The organism is Yinghuangia sp. YIM S09857 (assembly GCF_051388915.1).
In the GTDB taxonomy this organism is placed as follows: domain Bacteria; phylum Actinomycetota; class Actinomycetes; order Streptomycetales; family Streptomycetaceae; genus Yinghuangia.
Genome location: NZ_JBPKBH010000009.1, coordinates 33,190 through 54,565, shown reverse-complemented (window position 1 = coordinate 54,565; position 21,376 = coordinate 33,190). Strand labels below are relative to the sequence as shown.

The window sequence follows — 21,376 nt, the reverse complement described above, 5'->3', positions numbered from 1 at the left end:
GCTCGGCGCGGTGAGAGCGGTGGAGGGTAATGGCGGGTGATGTGGAACCAGGTCCATGCTGAGACTCCTTGTGGCTATACGGACCAACCTTCTTACGTCGACGTTGCCGTGCCGTTCGTGCCGCTGCCGACCGTGCTGCCGGTGCCGCCCGCCGATCCCGCCGCACCCTCGCGGGTGAGGGCGTACAGGGTCGGTGCGGTCGAGGGTGCGGCGTCGAGGATCAGGATGAGCCGCCCGGTCGGGCCTCCCCACGGCAGGGGTACGCCGGTTCCGAGCGGTACGGGCGCGCCCTTCGGGTCGGTGCCGTCCACGACGACGGCGCTCTGCGGATCGGCGGCGGTCTGTCCGTACAGGAGGTTGCCCCAACCGATTACCGGCCCGAACCCCGAACGCACCGCGGCTTTCCCGCCCTTCAGGTCGAAGACCAGCGGGCCCAGCGCGGCCACCTGCCCGTCGGCGCCCCAGACCCACGCCGTGCGGCGCATTTCGTCCAGCGGCGCGTCCGCGGTGATGCGGGGCGCTCCGGTGGCCGCGTCGTACAGCACCACCGTGGCCGTCGCGGCGTCCGGCCCGGTCCACACCACCGCGACGCGGTTGTGCCCGGCGGCGGCGATCCGGGACAGCGTCGCCCCCGGTCGCGGCGGCTCCGGTGCGACGGCCGCGGGTTCGCGGCCCGGTGCGGCGTTCCACCACGGGCCCACTGCCACGGCGGCGATGACGTTCGTCCCGTCCGCGGCCATGGGCGTTGCCCCGGGCGGGAGTTGGACCCGGGCCAGCCTGCCGTCACGGACGACCTGGACGTCGGTGCCGTCGACGATCAGCGGCGAGTCCCCCGCGTAGCTGACGACGGCGGACGCGGGCAGGTCGAGTGTCGTGGGCGCCGCGGAGCCGTCGGCGGGGGCGTACGCGAGCACGTCGCCCGCGTGTACGAGCACCGACACCGTGCCGTCCACGACGCCGAGTTCGACGCCCCGGTGTTCGCCCCGCGGCAGGTCGAACGCACGCCGCACGCGCCCGTCCGCCGGGTCCAGGATCGCGACCTGATTCGCGGGCGTGATGACCGCGACCGCCGTCGTGCCGGAGGCGATGGTGGCCGCGCGCGCGGTCGGCGGGGCGACGACGGCGGTCCAGGCGGCGGTACGCGACCATCCGGCAGGCGCCGCGGCGGGTAGTACAGCGGAACGGCCGGCCGCAGCCGAGGAAGGCGGGCTGGGCGAGTTCGACGGCGGCGCCTCCTTGTCGCCGTCGTCGCCGCGCTTCACGAACGCGAGGACGACGAACGCCGCGACGAGCACCGCGAACACCGCGGTGATGATGACGAGCCGCCGGAACAGCGGTGGCCGCCGCAGGGGTTCGTCCCAGACCTCGTCGCCCTGGAACCGAACGACGTGTGTGGCGCCGCGATCCGCGGCCGACGCGTCCGGCGGCCAGGGTGTGTCGCCCTGGGAGCGCCAGGAGTTGTCGTCGTCGGTCGCGTACGCGGCGGCGGGGAACGGGTCCGGTTCGAGGTCGGGATCGGGATCGGGACCGGGCTCATCCTCGACTCGCGGCTCGGGGGCCGGGTCGTGTCCCGGGCGGGGCGCGAAGCCGAACGGAGGTTCGCCCGGCCCCTCCCAGACCGGTCCGTCCCAGACCGGACGCTCCGCCGGAGGCGGAGGCGGAGGCGGAGGCGGCGGCGGCGACGGCGACGGCGACGGCGACGGCGACGGCGACGGCGACGGCGACGGCGACGGCGACGGCGACGGCGCGGGACGCGGTGCCGGTGCCTTCGCCGGTACGGGGGTTGCCGTCGACACGGGTTCCTCGTCGGGCGCCGGCGGCGGGAAAGCGCCGCCCGGAAGGGGCCGATCGTCGCGCAAGTCGCGCGGCGGCGCGGGGTGCGGGGTGCGGTGGGGTACCGGGTTCGGCGTTGCGTGGGCTGTGCGCGGCCGATCGGCGTGCGCAGCGTTCGGAGCGGTGGTCGAAGCGCCAGTCGAAGCGCCAGTCGGAGCAGCAGTCGAAGCGCCGGTCGGAGCGGCAGTCGGCGGAGCCGGATGCGGCCACGGTTCGCCTTCGGGCGGCGGCGGATTGTCGGCCGCGACGGAGTCCCGGTGCGCCGAAGCCTCTCCGGTGCGCGGCGGTTCGGGGTCCTCGACGGCGTCACCGAGCAGGGCCGCCACACCCCGCCCGGGCTCGACGGGCGGTACGCGCGGCGCGGGCCGTTCGATGTCCGGTGCGGGCACCACGGGAACAGGACCGGCGGCCGTCGGAAACGCACGCGGCAACGGTGCTGTCGCGGAAGGCGCCACGGGCTGGTCCTGAGGACGGTGCGGCGGGCCCACCCGCGGCCCCACCCGCGGACCGACGCGCGGTGCCGCCGGTGGCCGCGCGGGTGGCCCGGACAGCACCGGCCCGGCGGCCTCCGGACCCGCCGCCAAGGCGGGCGGCAGGCGGGGCGCGGGCGGCTCGACGCGCGGTGCGGGACGCTCGATTTCGGGGGCGGGCACGGCACGCCGCCCTCCCTCGGGAGCGCGCACCGCGGGCCGCGTCCCGGTCGCGGGTGGGGGCGCCGCGGTCTCCGGCCCTTCCCCGTGCGGCAGTTGCGCTTCACCCGGTGGCGGTATGTCCGTTCCCGCCGACTCCCTCGGAACGCGCCTGTCCGGGAACGGCTGTTCCGTCGGCGGCTCGTGTCGCACGGCGTCCGGAACCGACAGACGGATTCCGGCCTCCCCGGGCGCCGCCACGGCCGCCCACTCGCCGGAGTCCTCCGCGGTCAGCGCCTCCGGCTCCCCGGACTCCGCAGGCTCCTCCGGCGCTTCGCGTACGTCGTCCCCCGGCTCCCCCGCCCCATCCGACTCCCCCGCCCCACCCGGTTCCTCCGGCTCCGTCTGCTCCCCGTCCTCCTCAAGCGCCAACAGCCAAGCCGGAGTGGGCAGGTCGTCGAGCGGCCCGCGCCCGGAGTCAACCGGGGGATCCGTGCGCCCGTGACCGTACCTCTCGCCGGACAACTGCTGGCCTCCCTCCCCCATTTCGGTGCCCTCACCCTCGGCGCCCGCCCGTGCGGCGCTCTCGTCCTCGGCGCCGCCCCCCGCGCCGTCGTACCCCGTCCTTCCCCGCGACACCCGCTCACGACCTCACGAGCATGTCCGAGACACGCCACGGTTCGGTCGCGGACGGGCGCGTGAGGACCGTGAAGACCACCACGGCGGTTTCGTTCCCCTTCCATCCGTCGCGGCCGGTCGGCGTGTAGCGCACGAGCCACTGCCGGTACGCGGTCGTCGCGGTGTCGGGCGGCGCCTGGTCACGCCCGCGCTCCAACGCCGGGGTCGTGTACGCCTGGTGCCCCGTCCATTCGGTCCACTGCGCACCCGGCGGGCCGACCGAGACATGTTCGCGCTGCACCGCCGCGTAGGCCTCGGTCAGCCACGGCTGCGCCCGCAGCACCGCGTCCTGCGCAGTCGTGTCCGTGGTCGTGTCGTACGTGAACATCACCGTGAGCGCCGCCGAGGACACCGCCGTCGCGTCGCTTTGCGCCACCTGCGCGGTGCTCGGCAGCGGCAGCGTGGGCGTCGCGGTGCCGCGCGGGATGGGCTGCGCGGGGGGCACGGTCGCCGGCGCGGCGTTCGACGCGGACGACGTCGACGCGGCGGGCGTGTCGTCGGCCGCGTCGTCCGTCCTGGCCGCCTTGCCGACGATGTCGCATCCGCCGAACAGCGCGGCACCCACGATCAGCGCGAGAAACGTGAGCAACGCCACGGTGCCGCGCAACCCTTGGGCCGCGCGCATGCCGGGTCCGCCGGAGCTCATCCGTACCTCCGTACGCTCCAGGTGGCGTTCGCGTAATAGGACTCCGAAAGGTCGGAGACCTTGACCACGTCCCCGGTCTTCGGCGCGTGCACCATCTGGCCGTTGCCGATGTAGATGCCGATGTGGCTGTAGTCGCCGTTGCGGTACGGGTCGAAGCCGATCACGTCGCCGGGCATCATCGCCGCGAAGTCGCGCGGCACCTCCTGACCCACTGTCACCTGCGCCTGCGAGACGCGCGGCAGCAGGAGCTTGCCGCCGGACGCGTGGTACACCGCGTACTGGACCAGGCTCGAACAGTCGAACCCCGTGACGCCCGCGCCGTTGCCGAAGCCCATGGACGGACCCGACGTGTCGCCCCCGCCCCACGAATACGGCAGTCCACGCTGGCGCATGGCGAACTCGACGACCGCCGAGCCGAACGGGGTCCCGGCGGCGATGTCGGGGGTGACGTCCTGGTACTTGTTCATGAGGGTGCGGATGACCCGGACGTAGTTCTGGGTCTCGGCGTAGGGCGGGATGCCCCTGTAGTTCAGCACTGCATTGGGACCGGCGTTGTATGCCGCGAGCATGAGGTCCTGCACGTCTCCGCTCGCCCGTCCCGACTCGATGTACCCGCGCACGATCTTGGCGAGCGCGCAGTCGTACCGCGCCGCCGCCATGATCGCGTCACCCGGATGGTACGGGCTCACGCCGCCACCGTCGTTGTCCTCGCTCCAGTTCGGCCACGTGCCGGGCATGAACTGGGCGATGCCCATGGCCCCAACCGGGCTGACGACCGTCGGGTTCCAGCCCGACTCCTGCTCCAATTGCGCGGCGAGCAACTGCGGCGTGACCTCGGGGCAGGTCTGGCCGGCCCGGATGACCCACTCGCGGTACTCCGCCGGAACCTGCGCGCCGTTGAAGGCCGCGTTGAGGCGCGAACCCACCGGGCTCGTCGAGGGCAGCCCTCCGGCCAGCGCCGCGATCACCAACAGCCCCGCCACCATGAGGAGGAACGGCACGGCCAGGAACCCGGCGACGGCCCGCCCGGGCTTCACGCCGCACCTCCCGAGAGCCGGACCGCGCCCGCGCGGCCCGCCTCGTCGGCCCGGCCCGCCCGTTCGCGGGGAAACACCGGCCCGGCCTCGGTACCCGGCCGTCCGGCGACCGTCGTCTGCCGCATGGTGCCCCCGATCCCACGGCGGTCCGAACTGGGCGGTGCCCGGGCCACCGAAAAGCGTCGCGCCCGATCTCGGTCATGCCATCCTGCCCCGAGGCCACCCCTGCGTGTCCAGCCGCGGTCCGTCCGTAGCCGGAACTGCCGCCCACAACCACGCATATGCGTTCGAAGCCCGGGAAGTGCATACCCAATCCCGCCGGACATCCCGCATGCCGCGCTTCGCGGGTCCGGTGCGAATGTGCAGACACGACCCAGGGCATTGTCCCTTCTATCCGGCCAACTCACGTGCACTACCGGAAGGTTGGAAGCCTTCGGCGGTGGGCGTGGCACGGGCGGGGCATACCGGGTGCATCGGGACGTGCGGTAAGTTCCCGCTGCTGGCCGGAATCGCGTCATCGCGCGGGGGTAGGCATGTCCAACGAAAGCTCGCCGTACCAGGCGAACCAGCCATTCGAACCCATGGAAACCCCGCGAGGGTTCGTCCTGCTGGTGACCGGGGTCGGCCAAGGACGGCGCAAAGGCCGGGCGTTGGCGGACGCCGAGGCGGCCATCGCCGGCTGGGTCGGCCTGCCGCCGCAGATCCTGGTCCCGGACGCGCCCGCCGACGTGGTCCAGTTGCCCGCGGGCTCGGGCCCGCAGACGGTGCGCGGCTACCTCGAACGCTGCTCGGTCACCCCCGGACCGGTCATCGTGTATCTGACCGGTCATCTCATGCCGGACCGGCGCGGGGAGTTGCACCTTACGCTGGGCGACACCTCGGCGCAGAGCGTGCGGTACGACGGGCTCCCGTGGGCCTGGCTCGCCGACACGCTGCGCGTCCGCGACCCGCGCGCCACGCTCGTGATCGCGGACCTGACCGCCTCGTCCGAACTCCGCGCCCAAGTCACGGTGTCCCCGGGTCTGCTGGCGGACCGGCTGCCGCTGTGGGCCGTCCTCGCCCCGCCGGCCACCCGCGACGACCCGCCGCACGCGTTCACCCGCACCCTGACGGGCGCGGCGCGGCGCGGCTTCCCGGACTGCCCGGGGACGGTGGATCCCGCAACCGTGCACCCGGCGGTCTTCGCGCGGGCGCAACTGCCCGAGGGCTCGGTGCAGATCGTGCCGCCCGCCGACACCACGCTGCGGATCGTGAACCGGACGCCCGCGGAGGGCTCGTACGCGCTGCCGCACGGCACCGGGCACGGAGGCGAGGCGACCGGGCGACACCGCGCCGTCCCCGGCCAGGCTCCACGGGCCGCGGCGCCCGTGACGGACCCGCTGACGGCGGAACCCGCCGAGGCCCCGCCGCTGCCGGAACAGGCCACCGCACAACTGCGTGTGACGGTCCCTCACCTACTGCCACGCCCCGCCGAGGGGGACCGGGCGGCGGGCCCGTACCTGTACCGCGAGCGGTTGGGCGAGCTGCGCGCGGCGGTCGCCGCGGGGAGCTTCGACCAGGCGCTGGAACTGGCCCGGGCGATAACCCACGACATGGAGACCCGCTACGGCCTCGGTCCGGAACACCGCGACACACTCGACGCGTTGGAGACGTGGGCGTGGCTGACCGCACGCGCCGGACGTACGGGCGAGGCGGTGACGCTGTACACCGAGACGGCCCGCCGCAGCGCCCGGATCCACGGCCCAGGACACGCCACCACCATCGCCGCCGCCGATGCCGCGCACACGCTGTGGCTCGACCTGCCGGACGTCGCGCAGGCTCGTGACCTGGGTCCCGCGGTCGTGGCGCTGCGGGAACTGGTGCTGGGCAGCGGCACGCACACGCGCGAGGCCGCGGCCGCGCACCTGGAGGAGTTGTCGGCGCCGCGCACGCCGTCCGACGAACCGCTGCCCCCGCCGCCGGAATTGCGCGAGGCGCTGGCCGACGTCGCGGCGATCGCCGCGGACGGACGCCACGACGAGGCGCTGGGAGCGGCGGACGCCATCATCGACGCGCTGGTCGCCGACCTGGGCCGGGACCACCCGCACACCCTGAACGTTCGCGAGGTGCGGGCGTATCTCACCGCGGAATCCGGGCAGTTGGCCGATGCGGTGACGAGGTACCTGGACATCGCCGAGTCGCGGCTGCTGGCGCGCGGGCCCGAACACCCCGACACGATCTCCGCGGCGGACAACGCGCACGCGCTGTGGCTGCGCGTGGCCGACGACGACGCGGCGGTCGTGCCGACGGGCGTACGCCTCATCGCGGTACGCGAGCACATCCCGGGACCGGGCGGGCGCGGACTGACCGGAGCCCGGACGCGCGTAAGCGCACTGACGGCCCGTCGGCCCGAGCCACCAGCCGCGCGCGAACCAGTCCCCGAACAACCCGCGCCCGCCCCACCCGTGCCCCCGACAAGCGCGGGCGAACTGGTGCCGCGCCCCGCAGCCGAACTCGTGCACCCGCCCGCCGCGGGCAGGCTCGTACCCCCACCCGCGGCCACGGCCCCGCGTCTCGCTCCCCCTCCCCCGCCCGCTCCCCCCTCCCCGGCCCCGCCCGGAGAAGCCGTCCCGGCCCGCAACGGCTCCGCCAAACCGCCGCGCGGCGAACTGCCCGGCAAGGCCGCCCGGCCGCCCGACGAGCTGCGCGCGGCGCTGTTCGCCATAAAGGACGCCGCGGCCCACGACAACCACGTCGAAGCCCTCACCCTCGCCGAGGAGTTGATGCGCGGCGTCGAGGCGCGGCACGGCCCGGCCCATCCGTTCACGCTCAACGCCTACGAGGTACGCGCCCATCTGACCGCGTCCGCGGGCCTGTTCGCGACCGCCGCCCGGCAGTACACGACGCTCGCGCACCGGCTCGCCGAGGCCGGGGACCCGGACGACGCGGCGGCCCGCTCCGCCGCCGACGCCGCGCAGGCGCTGTGGCTGCGCCTCGGCCGCAGCGAGGCGGCGCGCCACCTGGGGCCGGGCATCATCGACCTCCGCCGTCGGGTACCCGGTCCGGACGGCACCGCGCTGCTGGCCGCCCGCGACCACCTCAGCGGCCTGACCGCGGAGCCCCGTTCGTGACGACGCCCCCGAACGCCCCCTTCCACCAGGCGTTTTGCCGCCTCCCACGCCCCGGCGGCACCTCCGCCGGGAACGCGCACCCCCGCACGTCCGTCCCGGGGAGAACGGATCTCCGTCGCAACCGCTCCGAATCGGGTGAGCGCGCGTTCGCGTTGCGTGAACCCGCCACCATTGTCCGACGCGACGGGCATCCTGGAACCGGGCAGGACGATCACGACAGGCTGGAGACTCCGATGCTGGACACACTGGTCGAGCGCTACCGGTGGGCCGAACAGGACGGACTTGTCGCACTCACCATCACCGTCGCCACCGGCCGCACGGAGGACGAGGTCGTCGCGGCGTTCGGCGGAACACAGGCGCCCCGCCGGATCATGACGTTCCGTCAGATAGGTGACGTCCTGGCCCTGCCCGAGGCCGGCTCCTTCCATCCCATGCTGATCGTGTCGACCGACTCCTGCGTCGTGACGATCGAGAACACCGGATTCCACGGCAGCATCCCGGAGATCGCCCGCCGCGCGTCGGCAGACGGCGGCCGGTTCTTCAGCGCGTACTGGGACATGCACGGCGACCACCAGGTGATGTACGCGGAGGACGGGCACGTCCAGGTCGTCTTCGACCCGGTCGACACCAGACGCGTCCCCGCCGGACTCTCCGTGCCGCTGCCGCGCTGGGCGGAGGGGGTGCGCCCGGACGCCTCGTCCGCCGGCGCCTCCTGCCTCGCCCTGCTGGAGCGCGTGATGTGCGTCCGGATCGACCGGGATTGGATGCACAAGCCGCTCAGCGCCGTGATCCTGCCCGACCCGGCTACGATGTTCGACGACCCGGACGCGGCCTGGCGGCCGTGAGCCGCCAGCGACATACGAGGGCAGCAGCGCAAATCCCGGTGCGGTGAAGGGCGTGGCGACGTGCAGGCGACCATCGACCACATTGTGATCTGGGTGGAGGACCAGCTCAGGTCACTGGACTTCTACGAGCGCGTGGTCGGTTTCCCCGGCGTGCGCGCGCAGGAGTTCCGGGACGGCACCGCCCCGTTCCCCAGCGTCCGCGTGTCCGAGCACAGCATCATCGACCTCGCCGCGAAGTCGAGCGCGCCGGGCGTGGACGAGAGCTTCAAGGTGCCCGGCGCGTCCGGCCACCGGGTGAACCACATCTGCGTCGCGCTGCCGCTCGTCGACTTCGAGGCCCTGCGCAAGCGGGTCGAGGACGAAGGCGGCGACACGTCGGTGGGCCTGGAGAACTCCTTCGGCGCCCGCGGCCTCGCGCCGCGCACGTTCTACTTCACCGACCCGGACGGCAACGTGATCGAGGCACGGTACTACGCGTAGGTCACCCGTCCGGGTCACCGTTCACCCCACCGGCGGACACTCGGCAGGCAGGCTCGGGTGGCAGGGCCAACGCTGGTGGAATGGCCCAGCCGCGTACCGCCGACCGCCGGGGCCGCCGTGCCCCGTGGTGGGGGCCGCCGGCCGTCCTCGCCGTCATGGCGCTGCTCGTCGCCGGTTGGCCGTTCCTCGCCTCGCGGCTGTCCGACGACCGCGAGCTTCCGGACGGCGCCGTCCTGCGCGTGGGTCCGGGCGACGGCGACCACGCGTGGTTCACGCTCGGCGGCGGCTGGACGATGGCCGAGTCCGAGACGACGCCCTCGCAGGAGTACGTGCTGACGCGCGGCTCCACCGAACTGAGCGTGGCGTACCTCGGCCTGATGTCGTCCGACTACGCGGACCGCCTGTGGGACGGACTGCGCCGCAGCGTCCGCGTGTCGTCCTCGGACGCACGTCTCGGCCCGCCCACGCCGGTGCTCTCGGCGAACGGCGCGCGGGGCAGCATCGGCGGCCTCACCCAAGGCGACGAGCGCGGCACCGCCGCCGTCTACCCGGCCCCGGACGGGAGCTTCGCCATCCGGATGATCGCCCTGGCCCCGTCGGACACCGACACCGACACCACCGACCTCACCGACGCCGACGCCGACCACGCCGCCGCACTCGCCGTCATCCGTTCGCTCTCCTTCGCCGGGCCCGCCCCGTGACGGGCGCACTCTCCGCCCGTTCGTTCTCGCTGTGGGTCGCCGTGGCGGCCTGCGTGTTCGGCGCGGTCTCGCTGGGCCTCAACTACTTCGACGCCGTCCGGGTGTTCCCGGCCGCGACCGCCCTCGCGGCCGGCCTGCTCGTCCCCACGCTCTTCTTCGGATACGCCCTGGCCCGCCGCGTACGCCCGGTCCGCCCGCCGCCCGGCCCGCCCTCCGTCGCCTGCGTGGTCTGGGGCATGACCGCCGCGACCGGCTGCGCGGTCATCGCCAACACCGGGCTGGGCGCCGTCTGGGCCCGCACGCGCGGCGTCGAGTTCGCGGACGACTGGAGCGCGGCCCTGACCGCACCGTGGAACGAGGAGACGCTGAAGCTCTGCGGCGTCGTGATGCTGACGTTCGCGGCGGCGCGGGCGGTGCGCGGGCCCGTCGACGGCTGGGTCTACGGCGCCCTGGTCGGCCTCGGCTTCCAGGCGACCGAGAACCTCATGTACGCGCTCAACAACATCCTGCTGCAAGGCGCCACCTCGCCGGGCGGCTCGGTCGTCGGGTCCTTCGTCGTCCGCGTGCTGCTCACCGGGTGGGGCTCGCACTGGGCCATGACCGCCGTCGCGGGCACCGGCATCGGCTTCCTGGTGGCGCGGGACGGGACCCCCGCGGCCCGGCGCGTCGGCCTCGCGGTGGCGTTCTGGGTGCTGGCGATGGCCATGCACTGGCAGTTCAACGCGCCGATCCTCGGCTTCCCGGGCGGCATAGTCGTCAAGGTCGCGCTGAACCTGGTCGTCGCGCTGCTGGTGTTCCGGGCGGTGCGCCGACGCTATCGGGCGCGGTTGCGGGAGGTCGCGCGGGAGGAGGCGGCGTACGACACGGTGCGGCCGTCCGAGGCGGCGACCCTGCTGGGCCGCCGCAGCCGCGTGCGGGCGCGGCGGATCGCCCGGACTCCGGGGGTGCGGGCGCGCATCGCGGACGTCCAGGAACGCCAGCTCGACCTGCTCGACGCCCGCACCCCGGCGGCGGACCCGGACGAGCCGTCCCTGTCGGCCGAGTTGCGCGCCGAGGTCGCGGCGGCGCGGGCGCGTCTCTGACCGGGACGCAGCACGAGCGCGCACAAAGGCAGGGCGAGCGTCCGCGATCCAGCCCGCAGCCAGGACCGCAGTCGGGACCGGCTCAGCGAGCCGCCGCGCGGACCGGGTTGCCGGGCGAGTCGAGCCATTCGGCCTGGCCGGACTCGCGCACCGTCACGCCGAGCCGCGAACGCGCGGGTCGTCCCGCGTCGTACCACCAGCGCAAAGCCGTCTCGACCTCGCCCAGGATGTCGCGCGGGCCGAAGCACGCGGCCGCGAATTCGGTACGCCCCGGCACATGTTCGACGCGCGTCCAGGAGCCGGTCTCCTCGTCCGCGAGCAGCAGCGTGAGCGCGTCGAGCGCCGCGGCCCCGAGCGGCCCGGCGGCCGTGCGGTGGACGTGGGCGCGGACGCCCGGCACCATCAGGCCGACCGCGAACGCGGCGTCGCGCGATCCGGAGAGCACACGGGCGTCGAGCGCGGTGGTCACGGCCGTGCCGGTCGCCTCGACCGGGCCGCCGGGCGCACAGTCGGGGGCCATGGTCGCCTTGGCCATGCCGCCGAGCGCAGAGTCGGGGGCCGTGCCCTGTCCGCGCTCCCACATGAACGCCGCGTCGCCGACCACGCGCCCGGTGGCGTACCGACCGTCGGCGTCCTCCGCCACGTCGAGGTCGAGCAGGACACCGTTGTAGAGCCCGGTGCCCCACGGCGTCAGGACGCGGCCGCCCGGGCGCGTCTGGGCGATCCAGGGCCACGGCACCGTGCGTACCGAACACGTCGACAACACGCGGTCGAACGGCGCGCGCTCCGGCACGCCGGCCATGCCGTCACCCACCGCCAGATACGGCCGCCACCCCGCGCGGTCGAGCGACCGCCGGGCTCCCGCGGCCACCACCGGGTCCACCTCGATCGAGGTGACGGACCCGTCACCGAGCCGTGCGCTCAGCAACGCGGCACCGATGCCGACACCTGTGCCGATCTCCAGGACGCGGTGACTGTCGGCGACGTCCAGCGCCGCCAGCATGCCGGCCACCATGCGCGGCATCATCGCGCTGCTCGTCGGCCACGACGAGACCTCGGGCTCGGCCGTGCCGCCCTCGACCTGGGTGACGAGGACCGTGTCGGAGTGGACGAGCGCGCGCCAGCGGTCCGGGTCGTCACCGCGGTCGAAGCGACGGTAGCCGTCGGGGTCGGCGACCCACACGCGCGCGGGCACGAACGCGGCGCGGTCGACGGCACGCCATGCGTCGGCCCAGTCGGGGCGCAGGTGCCCGGCCGCGGCCAGTTCCGCGGCCAGGCGTTCGGCGCTGTGCTCCGGCATCCGCCTCAGCCTTGCTGCCCTGCGGCGGCGGTACCGGACGTCGGGGCCGAACCGGTCGTCGCTGCCTCGGCGGCCCCGGGATGCGACACGGCCTCGGCGGCCCCGGGCGACTGCGCGGCCTCGGCGTTCCCCGGCACCGGGGCACCCCCGGCCAGGCGCGACAAGTAGGCGTTGTACGCGTCCAGTTCCGCGTCGCCGTCGCGGTCGGCGGCGCGGTCCTTGCGGCGGGCGAGCCGTTCCTCCGAGCTCATCCACTGGGAGAAGATCACCAGGAGCACGATGACCGTCGGCACCTCGCCGAACGCCCATGCGATGCCGCCGCCCATCTGCTGGTCGGCGAGGACGTCCGTGCCCCACGACGCGGGTGGCGTCTCGAAGGAGTCGACGATCAGCGACGACGACATCATCACCGCGACGCCGAAGAACGCGTGGAAGGGCATCCCCGCGAACAGTTCCAGCATCTTCATGACGTAGCCGTGTTTCCGGGGCGCGGGGTCGATTCCCATGATCGGCCAGAAGAACAGCAGGCCGACCGCCAGGAAGTGGACCATCATCCAGCGGTGGCCCCACATGTTGCCCATGGCCAGGTCGAACAGCGGGGTGAAGTAGAGGACGTAGAGGCTCGCGATGAACAGCGGGAGCGTCACGCCGGGCGACGACATGACCGCCGCGAACCGGCTGTGCAGCACGGCGAGCAGCACTTCGCGCGGCCCCCGGCCCGGCTTGCCGTCGGCGCCCTTGTGCGCGGGCCGCAGCGACCGCAGCGCGAGGGTGATGGGCGCGCCGAGCAGCAGCAGGATCGGCGAGAGCATGCTCAGGATCATGTGCTGCACCATGTGCACGCTGAACAGGGCGGTGCCGTACGCCGCAAGCCCGGTGGACGTCGAGAGCAGCACGGTGCCCACACCCGCGAGCCACGCCAGCGTGCGGCCGATCGACCACTTGTCGCCTCTGGAGCGCAGCCGCCACACCCCGGCGCCGTACAGCAGGACGGCGGCGATGCCGCCCGCGAGGAACAGCGGTTCGGGGTACCAGCCGAACATCCGGGCGAACGTCGGCGGGCCCAGCGAGGCGGCCATGTCGGCCATGCCGCTGGTGGATCCGCCGCTGTGGTGGCCGCCGGACCCGTGCAGGTCGTCCATGCTGTCGCCGAGCATCAGCGCGCCGAGGAACAGGGCGATGCCGAGGGCGATCAGCGCGACGGCCCGGAACGCGCCCGGTCCCGGCGTGCGAGGTGATGGAGCCATGGCATCAACTGTGACGTACGGCGCCCGGTGATCCGGCACCGGGTGGGGCCCGGGCCTGGTGGAGTCCCCCGGACAGGTGATATGTCGGCGGGTCCGCGCCGGAAGGGCGGCGGCCCGGCACCGCGCGGTGCCGGGCGCCCGTCCGTCCCATCCGTCAGTGCGCGCCGACCCCGGTGAGGGCGCGTACCTCCATCTCCTCGAAAGACGCGTCGTCCTCGTCGGTCCGGCCCCTGCCGGTGAGCAGGGTCCCGGCGGCCGCGCACAGGAACCCGACCGGGATCGAGATGAGCCCCGGGTTCTCCAGCGGGATCGGTGCGACGGTCGTGCACGAGGCGAGTGCGGTCGGGTTGCCGACGGCCCGCGAACCGTCCGGGACGCCGCACTTGTCGGCCTGCGCGGCGGTGAGCGTCACCGCGGGCTTCGTGTCGCTCGCCCCGCCCCACACGATCGGCGACAGCGCCACGACCGCGACGGCCGAGACCAGGCCGCCGAAGACGCCCGCGATGGCCCCGGCCTTGGTGAAGCGCCGCCAGAAGAGCGCGAACACGATGGCCGGGAGGTTCGCCGACGCGGCGATGGCGAAGGCGAGTGCCACCAGGAACGCGACGTTGAGCTCGCGCGCGAACACCGACAGGGCGATGGCCACGGCGCCGATGACGACGGCGGCGATCCGGGCGACCTTGACCTCCTCGGCGTCCGTGGTGCCGCCGCGCTTGAGCACCCCGGCGTACAGGTCGTGCGCGAACGACGAGGACGAGGCGAGCGTCAGCCCCGCCACCACGGCCAGGATCGTGGCGAAGGCCACGGCGGCGATGAACGCCAGCATCACCGCGCCGCCGGTGCTGCCCGGCCCGCCGCCGAGGTGCTCGGCCAGCCGCGTCGCGGCCGTGTTGCCGGACGGGTCCGCGCCACGGATCGCCTTGCTGCCGACCAGTGCGGCCGCGCCGAAGCCGATGACCAGGGTCATCAGGTAGAAGGTGCCGATGATGCCGATCGCCCAGTTGACCGACTTACGGGCGGCCTTCGCGTCCGGCACGGTGTAGAAGCGCACGAGGATGTGCGGCAGGGCGGCGGTGCCGAGGACCAGGGCGATGCCGAGGCTGATCATGTCCAGCCTGGACCAGCCGTCGGTGGCTCCGTACTTGAGGCCGGGTTGCAGGAACGCGTCGCCCTTGCCGGACTGGTCGGCCGCGGCACCCAGCAGGTCGGACACCGCGAAGTCGAACTTGGCGAGCACCCACACCGTCATGACGCAGGCCCCGATCATGAGCAGGACCGCCTTGACGATCTGCACCCAGGTGGTGCCCTTCATGCCGCCGACCGTGACGTAGAAGATCATCAGTGCGCCGACCGCGACGATGGTCCAGATCCGCGAGGCGTCCGAGGACACGCCCAGCAGCAGCGAGATCACCGACGCCGCGCCGACCATCTGGGCCAGCAGGTAGAAGATCGACACCACGATGGTGGAGATGCCGGCCGCGACCCGCACCTGCGGAGAGCGCAGCCGCTCGGAGATGGCGTCGGCCATGGTGAACCGGCCGCTGTTGCGCAGCGGTTCGGCGACCAGGAGCAGGGCGACGATCCACGCCACCAGGAAGCCGATGGAGTAGAGGAAGCCGTCGTAGCCGGACAGCGCCAGGATCCCGGCGATGCCGAGGAAGGACGCGGCGGACATGTAGTCCCCGCCGATCGCGACGCCGTTCTGGAGCGGCGAGAAGGACCGGCCGCCCGCGTAGAAGTCGGCCGCGCTGCGGGTGCGCCGCCCGGCGACGACGGTGATGGCGAGGGTCGCGACGATGAAGACGGTGAACAGCGCGACGGTGAGGGTCTTGTGGTCGTTCACGACGCCACCTCGCCGCGCTCGGCGGCGGCGCGCAGTTCGGCGGACAGCGGGTCGAGGCGGCGGTCCGCGAAGCGCGAGTAGATCCACGCGGTCAGGAACGTCGCGGCGAACTGGCCGAGTCCGAAAACGAGTGCGACGTTGATGTTGCCGGAGATCTCGCGGGCCATGAAGTCGCGGGCGTACGCGCAGAGCAGCACGTACAGCAGGTACCACCCGAGGAAGGCCGCGGTGACCGGGAAGGCGAACCGGCGGAACCGCCGCCTGAGCTCGCGGAACCGCGGGTCGTCGTGCAGCGTGCGCCCGGTCGGCGCGGTGCCGGGGGCGGTGCCGGTGGTCCCGACGGTCGTGGTCGGGGGCGTCATCGGCACCCCGCCGATGACGTGCGGGCAGGGGTCGTCATGAAGGGGTACTCCCGGAGGCAAATGGAGGCAGGCGGCTGTTACCAGCCAGACAGCCCAACGACCGCGGGCGGCGATGAACACGCATTGAACGGCGGCACGCGGGCGCTCCGGAAGCCGCCGTACGGCTGATGTCGGCCGCGTCACCCCTTCGTGGGAACCTTCGCCGGAACCGCCCGGCCGGACGGTTGGCCCTCCCCGACCTGGGAAGGAGCCGCGGCATGCGACTCGACCACGTCTCCTACGCCGTCTCCCCCGGCGAGTTCGTCTCGACCGTCGGGCGGCTCGGCTCGATGCTCGGCGCGCCGTTCCAGGACGGCGGCGTGCATCCGCGCTTCGGAACACGCAACTTCGTCCTGCCGCTGGCGGGCGGCATGTACATGGAGGTGGTCACCACGCTCGACCACCCCGCGACCGACTCGGCGCCGTTCGGCCGCGCGGTCAAGCGCCGCGCCGAGCTGGGCGGCGGCTGGCTCGGATGGGTGGTGCGCGTCGACGACATCGCGCCGGTCGAGGAGCGTCTCGGCCGCCCGGCCGTGGACGGGCACCGGGTGCGCCCGGACCGGTACGACCTGAAGTGGCGTCAGATCGGGATCCTGGACCTGATGGACGACCCGCAGCTGCCGTACATCATCCAGTGGCTCGACATGTCCGAGCACCCGTCGGCGGACGTGCGCACACGCATCCGCAAGCTGTCGATCGCGGGCACCCCGTCGACGGTCTCCGACTGGCTCGGCGAGCCGGAGAACCACCCGCTGGACGACGTGGACGTCGACTGGAGCCCGCCGGGCGAGGCCGACGACGCGGGCCTGACGGCGGTGTACTTCGAGACTGGCGACGGGGTCGTCCGGATCGACTGACCATCGCGCGGGCGCGCGCCCCACCCCGCGCGACCCGCTCACGGCGCGCTTCACCGACCGCCCCGACGCACCCGCCGCGAACGGCTCGGCACGCCCGCTTCAGCGCGTGCCGAGCCGCAGCACGAGCGCCGCGACGGCCAGCGCCTCGATGAGCAGCGGAGTGCCGACCGTGCGCAGGACCCCCGACCGCACGTGCACCGCGACCGCCCCGAGGAAGTAGACCGCCAATCCCCCGGCCGCGGCGGCGCCCATCGGCCACCACACGAGGCCCACAAGCAGCCCGCCCGCGGCCGCGAGCAGCAGCACCGCGAGCTGGTCGAGCCGGTCCTCGGGGACGCCGAGCCGGGCGTACTGCCGCACGACCTCCGGATTGTGGGTGAGCTTGAAGCCCGCCGAGAGCGCGATGACGGCGGCGAGCAGACACGACACGAGCACAGTGGCGACGAACACGACGCGCCTCCCACGAGGTGGGGACTCGCACGGTGATAGCAGGACATGTCTACTTTGCCGCCCGGGCACCAGGCGCACCAGACTGCGCGGGCACCGACCGGCAGACCCCCGGCACGCACCTTTTCCCACCGAGATGTTTCCACCGAGTTTTTTTGCCGAGGCTGTCGATTTCGGCGCCGCCCGTTCGCCGTCCAGGACGAGGGCGCCTCCAGGCGCCCCGGACAACACCCCCGGAGGTAGGACCATGCGCAAGCTCGTGGTGACGGCGTTCATGTCGCTGGACGGCGTCGTGCAGGGGCCCGGCGGTCCCGACGAGGACCGGGAGGGCGGCTTCGACCAGGGCGGATGGGCGGCGCCGTTCTTCGACGAGGCGACCATCGCCCGGATGGCCGAGTTCGTCCAGCGCCTGGACGCGCTGCTGCTGGGCCGCAAGACGTACGACATCTTCGCGTCCTCCTGGCCGCTCGCCGAGGACGACGACCCGATCGGCTCGCGGCTCAACGCGGTGCCCAAATACGTCGCGTCGCGGACCGCGTCCGAGCTGACCTGGCGGAACTCGGCGCTGCTGGAGGGCGACGTCGCGGACGCGGTGCGCAAGCTCAAGGAGGAGGACGGCGGCGAGATCCAGGTGCACGGCAGCGGCGACCTCGTGCAGACCCTGCTGGCCCACGACCTCGTGGACGAGTTCCAGGTGCTGACGTTTCCCGTGCTGGTCGGTTCGGGCAAGCGTCTCTTCGGCGGCGGGACGGTTCCCGGCACGCTCGGGCTGACCGGGTCGACCGTGTCGGACACCGGGATCGTGATCAGCACCTACGTGCGCGCCGGCGCCCTCGCCCACGGCATGCTGGGCCCCGAGACCGGCAACTGGTGAGCCCGGTCGCACCGCCTCCCCCGACCACGGCAGAACGGAGCGGGCAATGCCGAACTTCGCAGTCCTGATCTACGAGAAAGAGTTGCCGGGAGGCGTCGCCGACATCCCGCCGGAGGTCATGGAGGCCAACATCGCCGCGAGCGACAAGATCGCCGCGATGGGCGTGCGGGTCGTCCACGAGCACGGCATGCAGCCGAGCCGGACCGCACGCACGGTGCACAAGGGCGGCATGGTCACCGACGGCCCGTTCCTGGAGGCCAAGGAGGTGATCGCGGGGTTCTTCGTCATCGACGCCGAGGACCTCGACCAGGCGCTGGCGGTCGCCAAGCTCCTCCCGATCATGGACGGCGCCGTCGAGGTGTGGCCGCTCATGGGGCCATGACCCCGGTCCGCGAGGCCGTCGCCGACGCGCACCGCCGCGAGTGGGCCATCCTGCTCGCCGCGACGGTGCGCGTCACCCGCGACCTCGACCTGGCCGAGGAGTGCGTGCAGGACGCGTACGCCGCCGCCCTCGAAGCATGGGCGCGCGACGGCGTCCCGGGCCGCCCCGGCGCGTGGCTCACCGTGGCGGCCCGGCACAACGCCGTCGACGCGCTGCGCCGGGCCCGGACGCTGGAGACGAAGCTGCCGCTCCTCGTCGAAGGCGAGAACGACCCGCGGCACCCCGACGCTCCCGGCGGCACCGACCCCCTGGACGCCGACACCCGGCCCACCCCCCGTGCGCTGCTGGACGACCGCCTGCGCCTCGTCTTCCTGTGCTGCCACCCGGCACTGCCCCGCGAGGGACAGGTCGCCCTCACGCTGCGGCTCGTGTGCGGCGTCCCGACCGCGGACATCGCCCGCATGCTGCTGGTTCCCGAAGCCACGCTGGCGGCCCGGATCACCCGGGCGAAGAAGAAGCTGCGCACCGAGCGCGCGCCGTTCCGGCTACCGGGTCCCACCGAGCTGACCGAGCGGCTGGACATCGTGCTGACGGTCGTCCACCTGCTGTCCACCGCGGGCCACGCCGCCCCCAGCGGGCCCGACCTGCTCGCCGACGAACCGGCCGGACGCGCCCTCGACCTCGCCCGCATGCTGCACCAGTCCCTGCCGCGGGTGCCCGAGACCTCGGGTCTGCTGGCGCTCGTGCTCGCGCACCACGCGCGACGCGGGACGCGCACGGCGTCGGACGGGCGTCCGCTCACCCTCGCCGAGCAGGACCGCTCGCGTTGGGACCGGGCCGCCGTCGCGGAGGCCGAGGGCCTGGTCGAGAACGCGCTGCGCGCCGGGACGGCCGACCGCTTCACGTTGCAGGCCGCCATCGCGACCCTGCACGCGGGCGCACGGACATACGAGGACACCGACTGGCCGCAGATCCTCGCCCTGTACGACGCGCTGCTGGCGGTCTGGCCGACTCCGGTGGTCGCCCTCAACCGCGCGGTGGCCGTCGCCCACGTGGACGGCCCTCTCCCCGCGCTCGCGGAAGTCGCCCGACTCGAACGCGACGGCCGCCTGGCGACCTACCACTACCTGCCCGCCGTCAAGGCCGACCTGCTGCGCCGGACCGGCGACACCGAGGCCGCCGCCAAGGCCTGCGAAACGGCGATCGCGCTGACCGCGAACGCCGCCGAACGGAAGTTCCTCCAGGCACGCCTGGCCGAACTCCGCGGCGCACGGGGCGACGCATAGTTCCGCGCGCGGTCCTTCAGGAGTCCGCGGTTGATCAGGAGTCCGCGGTCGCCGACGTCTCCCGCGGTTCGCCGCCGCGCCGCCGCAGCCGCGACGCCGTACGCGACCAGTCGACCCCGCTCAGCACGCCGAACGCGGCGAGCAGGCAGATGACCAGCTCGGGCCAGTAGCCGACGCGGTCGGCGAGCGTCGTACCGTCGCGCAGCGGGACCGTCTCGACGAGCACGCCCGGTTCCCACAGACCCGTGCGCGACATGACCGAGCCGTCCGGTGCGACGACAGCGCTGATGCCGACGGTCGAGACGACGACGGTGGCGCGGTCGTGTTCGACGGCGCGGATGCGGGCCATGTCGAGCTGCTGTTCGCTCTGCCCGAAGCTGATGCCGCGCTCGTACGTCGCGTTGTTGGTCTGCACGACCATGAGGTTCGCGCCGGGCGTCACCGTGCTGCGCACGTTGCCGTCGTAGCCGACCTCGTAGCAGATGGTGTCCGCGAGCACGATCGGCCCGGTGCGGAACAGCACCGGCTTGTCCTGGCCGGGCTCGAAGTCGCGCGGGATCAGTTGCAGGTCGCCGAGGCCGCCGAGGACGTCGCGCATCGGGATGTACTCGCCGAAGGGCACCAGGTGGCGCTTGGCGTACCACTCGCCGGGGCCCGGCTGCGGGTCGGTGCTCGGCCGCCACATCAGGCCGGCGTTGTACGGGCGCCCCTCGGGGCCGCCGTCGAGGATCGCGCCGACCAGCACCGGGACGCCGACGTCGTTGACCGCGTCGTCGACGAGCGCCCCGAGGTAGGGGTCGACGCGCGGGTCGTCGTCGGTCGCGTTCTCCGGCCACAGCACGATGTCGGGCTTGGGGACGCGTCCCGCGCGGATGTCCTCGGCAAGTTGGTGGGTCGCCTTGGCGTGGTTCTCGGTGACGTTGCGGACGCGCGTCTGCTCCTCCAGATTGCGGGCGCGCGGCACGTTGCCCTGGACGGCGGCCACCGTGACGGTCCGACCGCCGCCGGTGGGTTCGGGCAGCAGCAGCGGGCCCATGCCGACGAGTGCGAGCGACCCGACAAGGCCGACGACGGCCGGGCGGCGGCCTCCCGTACCGGCGAGCACCACCCACGCGAGGGCGACCGGCACCAGGACCACGATCAGGCTGAGCCCCGGCGCACCGGCCACGGTCACCCAGCCCAGCGCGGGCGAGTCGGCCTGGCTGAACGCGAGGCGCCCCCAGGGGAACCCACCGAGCGGTTCGCGCCCGCGGATCGCCTCGACGGCTATCCACCACGCGGCGATCCACACCGGCCACGCGCGCCGCCGCAGCAGTGCCGGTACGGGCATCGCGAGCAGCCCGAACAGCGCGGACTCGGCCAGCGTGAGCGCGGCCCACGGCAGCCATCCGAGATTGCTGAGCCACAGCACCAGCGGGGCGAAGAGGGCGACGGCGAAGAGGAACCCGTACCAGAACGCGGTCCGTGCGCGGCGGCCTTTGAGGGCCACGACCAGCAGCGCGGGCCCGACGAACGCGAGCGGCCAGAAGTCCACGGGCTCGAACCCGGCGAACAGCAGCACCCCGCCGAGCACCGCGACCAAGGCCCCCCAGCGCCCGGGCACAAACGGCGGCTCCCCAGCCGAGGACCGCACGTCAGCCACCACCTCCCCACCCACAGACTCGGCCGCCCTGACACTCTTGGTCCTCATCCGCGTAT

The 21,376-nt window shown here is 73.6% G+C and carries 18 protein-coding genes; 9 read left to right on the top strand and 9 right to left on the bottom strand.

Annotation, left to right across the window (positions count from 1 at the left end; all coding sequences use genetic code 11):
* Positions 1-92: 92 nt before the first annotated feature.
* From ACRX5S_RS20490 to ACRX5S_RS20480, 3 genes are all read right to left on the bottom strand, one after another.
* Positions 93-1,796 carry a hypothetical protein gene (locus tag ACRX5S_RS20490; protein ID WP_436774450.1) on the bottom strand — a complete coding sequence of 568 codons (1,704 nt, stop codon included), beginning with the start codon at positions 1,794-1,796 and terminating at the stop codon, positions 93-95.
* Between the two features lie 1,309 nt (positions 1,797-3,105).
* Positions 3,106-3,786, bottom strand: a complete 681-nt coding sequence (locus ACRX5S_RS20485) for a hypothetical protein (RefSeq protein WP_436774449.1) — start codon at positions 3,784-3,786, stop codon at positions 3,106-3,108.
* Complete coding sequence (locus ACRX5S_RS20480; protein ID WP_436774448.1) at positions 3,783-4,823, bottom strand: NlpC/P60 family protein; 1,041 nt, start codon at positions 4,821-4,823, stop codon at positions 3,783-3,785. The genes ACRX5S_RS20485 and ACRX5S_RS20480 overlap by 4 nt, the downstream gene beginning before the upstream one ends.
* A 533-nt stretch (positions 4,824-5,356) precedes the next feature.
* Here ACRX5S_RS20480 and ACRX5S_RS20475 point away from each other — a divergent pair.
* The 5 genes from ACRX5S_RS20475 to ACRX5S_RS20455 all read left to right on the top strand — a co-directional run bounded on the left by ACRX5S_RS20475 (position 5,357) and on the right by ACRX5S_RS20455 (position 11,041).
* Positions 5,357-7,933, top strand: a complete 2,577-nt coding sequence (locus ACRX5S_RS20475; RefSeq protein WP_436774447.1) for a hypothetical protein — start codon at positions 5,357-5,359, stop codon at positions 7,931-7,933.
* Positions 7,934-8,166: 233 nt separating this feature from the next.
* On the top strand, positions 8,167-8,778 hold the full coding sequence (locus ACRX5S_RS20470) for a hypothetical protein (protein WP_436774446.1): 612 nt from the start codon (positions 8,167-8,169) through the stop codon (positions 8,776-8,778).
* A 60-nt stretch (positions 8,779-8,838) separates the two neighbouring features.
* Positions 8,839-9,258 (top strand): VOC family protein, encoded by a 420-nt coding sequence (locus tag ACRX5S_RS20465; protein ID WP_436774445.1) that lies wholly within the window; start codon positions 8,839-8,841, stop codon positions 9,256-9,258.
* An 80-nt stretch (positions 9,259-9,338) separates the two neighbouring features.
* Positions 9,339-9,959 (top strand): hypothetical protein, encoded by a 621-nt coding sequence (locus ACRX5S_RS20460; protein ID WP_436774444.1) that lies wholly within the window; start codon positions 9,339-9,341, stop codon positions 9,957-9,959.
* Complete coding sequence (locus ACRX5S_RS20455; RefSeq protein WP_436774443.1) at positions 9,956-11,041, top strand: PrsW family intramembrane metalloprotease; 1,086 nt, start codon at positions 9,956-9,958, stop codon at positions 11,039-11,041. Before ACRX5S_RS20460 ends, ACRX5S_RS20455 begins: the two co-directional genes overlap by 4 nt.
* An 82-nt stretch (positions 11,042-11,123) precedes the next feature.
* Here the strand turns inward: ACRX5S_RS20455 and ACRX5S_RS20450 are convergent, their stop codons facing one another.
* From ACRX5S_RS20450 to ACRX5S_RS20435, 4 genes are all read right to left on the bottom strand, one after another.
* Complete coding sequence (locus ACRX5S_RS20450) at positions 11,124-12,341, bottom strand: methyltransferase domain-containing protein (RefSeq protein ID WP_436774442.1); 1,218 nt, start codon at positions 12,339-12,341, stop codon at positions 11,124-11,126.
* Between the two features lie 5 nt (positions 12,342-12,346).
* Positions 12,347-13,429, bottom strand: coding sequence for a cytochrome c oxidase assembly protein (locus ACRX5S_RS20445; protein ID WP_436774680.1), 1,083 nt, complete (start codon positions 13,427-13,429; stop codon positions 12,347-12,349).
* A 313-nt stretch (positions 13,430-13,742) separates the two neighbouring features.
* Positions 13,743-15,431 carry a solute symporter family protein gene (locus ACRX5S_RS20440; protein ID WP_436774441.1) on the bottom strand — a complete coding sequence of 563 codons (1,689 nt, stop codon included), beginning with the start codon at positions 15,429-15,431 and terminating at the stop codon, positions 13,743-13,745.
* A complete protein-coding gene (locus tag ACRX5S_RS20435) occupies positions 15,428-15,793 on the bottom strand; it encodes a DUF485 domain-containing protein (RefSeq protein WP_436774440.1) in 366 nt (121 codons plus the stop codon). The genes ACRX5S_RS20440 and ACRX5S_RS20435 overlap by 4 nt, the downstream gene beginning before the upstream one ends.
* A gap of 257 nt (positions 15,794-16,050) precedes the next feature.
* On the opposite strand from ACRX5S_RS20435, the gene ACRX5S_RS20430 reads away from it, so the two are divergent.
* Positions 16,051-16,689 carry a VOC family protein gene (locus tag ACRX5S_RS20430; protein WP_436774439.1) on the top strand — a complete coding sequence of 213 codons (639 nt, stop codon included), beginning with the start codon at positions 16,051-16,053 and terminating at the stop codon, positions 16,687-16,689.
* 99 nt (positions 16,690-16,788) lie between these two features.
* Here ACRX5S_RS20430 and ACRX5S_RS20425 read toward each other — a convergent pair whose 3' ends face one another.
* Positions 16,789-17,139, bottom strand: coding sequence for a DoxX family protein (locus ACRX5S_RS20425; protein WP_436774438.1), 351 nt, complete (start codon positions 17,137-17,139; stop codon positions 16,789-16,791).
* Between the two features lie 244 nt (positions 17,140-17,383).
* On the opposite strand from ACRX5S_RS20425, the gene ACRX5S_RS20420 reads away from it, so the two are divergent.
* Genes ACRX5S_RS20420 through ACRX5S_RS20410 form a run of 3 tightly spaced genes read left to right on the top strand, consistent with a single transcriptional unit; the run spans position 17,384 to position 19,678 of the window.
* Positions 17,384-18,010: a dihydrofolate reductase family protein gene (locus ACRX5S_RS20420; RefSeq protein ID WP_436774437.1), complete on the top strand. Its 627-nt coding sequence runs from the start codon at positions 17,384-17,386 to the stop codon at positions 18,008-18,010.
* A gap of 46 nt (positions 18,011-18,056) precedes the next feature.
* Positions 18,057-18,392, top strand: a complete 336-nt coding sequence (locus tag ACRX5S_RS20415; RefSeq protein ID WP_436774436.1) for a YciI family protein — start codon at positions 18,057-18,059, stop codon at positions 18,390-18,392.
* Positions 18,389-19,678 carry an RNA polymerase sigma factor gene (locus ACRX5S_RS20410; RefSeq protein WP_436774435.1) on the top strand — a complete coding sequence of 430 codons (1,290 nt, stop codon included), beginning with the start codon at positions 18,389-18,391 and terminating at the stop codon, positions 19,676-19,678. The genes ACRX5S_RS20415 and ACRX5S_RS20410 overlap by 4 nt, the downstream gene beginning before the upstream one ends.
* A gap of 34 nt (positions 19,679-19,712) precedes the next feature.
* Here ACRX5S_RS20410 and lnt read toward each other — a convergent pair whose 3' ends face one another.
* A complete protein-coding gene (gene lnt / locus ACRX5S_RS20405; RefSeq protein WP_436774434.1) occupies positions 19,713-21,281 on the bottom strand; it encodes an apolipoprotein N-acyltransferase in 1,569 nt (522 codons plus the stop codon).
* Positions 21,282-21,376: the final 95 nt, after the last annotated feature.

What these genes read in the sequence shown, in the direction of transcription:
- ACRX5S_RS20485 (WP_436774449.1), bottom strand. Translation starts at nt 3,786, where the DNA reads ATGAGCTCCGGCGGACCCGGCATGCGCGCGGCCCAAGGGTTGCGCGGC.
- ACRX5S_RS20475 (WP_436774447.1), top strand. Translation starts at nt 5,357, where the DNA reads ATGTCCAACGAAAGCTCGCCGTACCAGGCGAACCAGCCATTCGAACCC.
- ACRX5S_RS20470 (WP_436774446.1), top strand. Translation starts at nt 8,167, where the DNA reads ATGCTGGACACACTGGTCGAGCGCTACCGGTGGGCCGAACAGGACGGA.
- ACRX5S_RS20460 (WP_436774444.1), top strand. Translation starts at nt 9,339, where the DNA reads ATGGCCCAGCCGCGTACCGCCGACCGCCGGGGCCGCCGTGCCCCGTGG.
- ACRX5S_RS20450 (WP_436774442.1), bottom strand. Translation starts at nt 12,341, where the DNA reads ATGCCGGAGCACAGCGCCGAACGCCTGGCCGCGGAACTGGCCGCGGCC.
- ACRX5S_RS20445 (WP_436774680.1), bottom strand. Translation starts at nt 13,429, where the DNA reads ATGGCCGACATGGCCGCCTCGCTGGGCCCGCCGACGTTCGCCCGGATG.
- ACRX5S_RS20435 (WP_436774440.1), bottom strand. Translation starts at nt 15,793, where the DNA reads ATGACGCCCCCGACCACGACCGTCGGGACCACCGGCACCGCCCCCGGC.
- ACRX5S_RS20430 (WP_436774439.1), top strand. Translation starts at nt 16,051, where the DNA reads ATGCGACTCGACCACGTCTCCTACGCCGTCTCCCCCGGCGAGTTCGTC.
- ACRX5S_RS20420 (WP_436774437.1), top strand. Translation starts at nt 17,384, where the DNA reads ATGCGCAAGCTCGTGGTGACGGCGTTCATGTCGCTGGACGGCGTCGTG.
- ACRX5S_RS20415 (WP_436774436.1), top strand. Translation starts at nt 18,057, where the DNA reads ATGCCGAACTTCGCAGTCCTGATCTACGAGAAAGAGTTGCCGGGAGGC.
- ACRX5S_RS20410 (WP_436774435.1), top strand. Translation starts at nt 18,389, where the DNA reads ATGACCCCGGTCCGCGAGGCCGTCGCCGACGCGCACCGCCGCGAGTGG.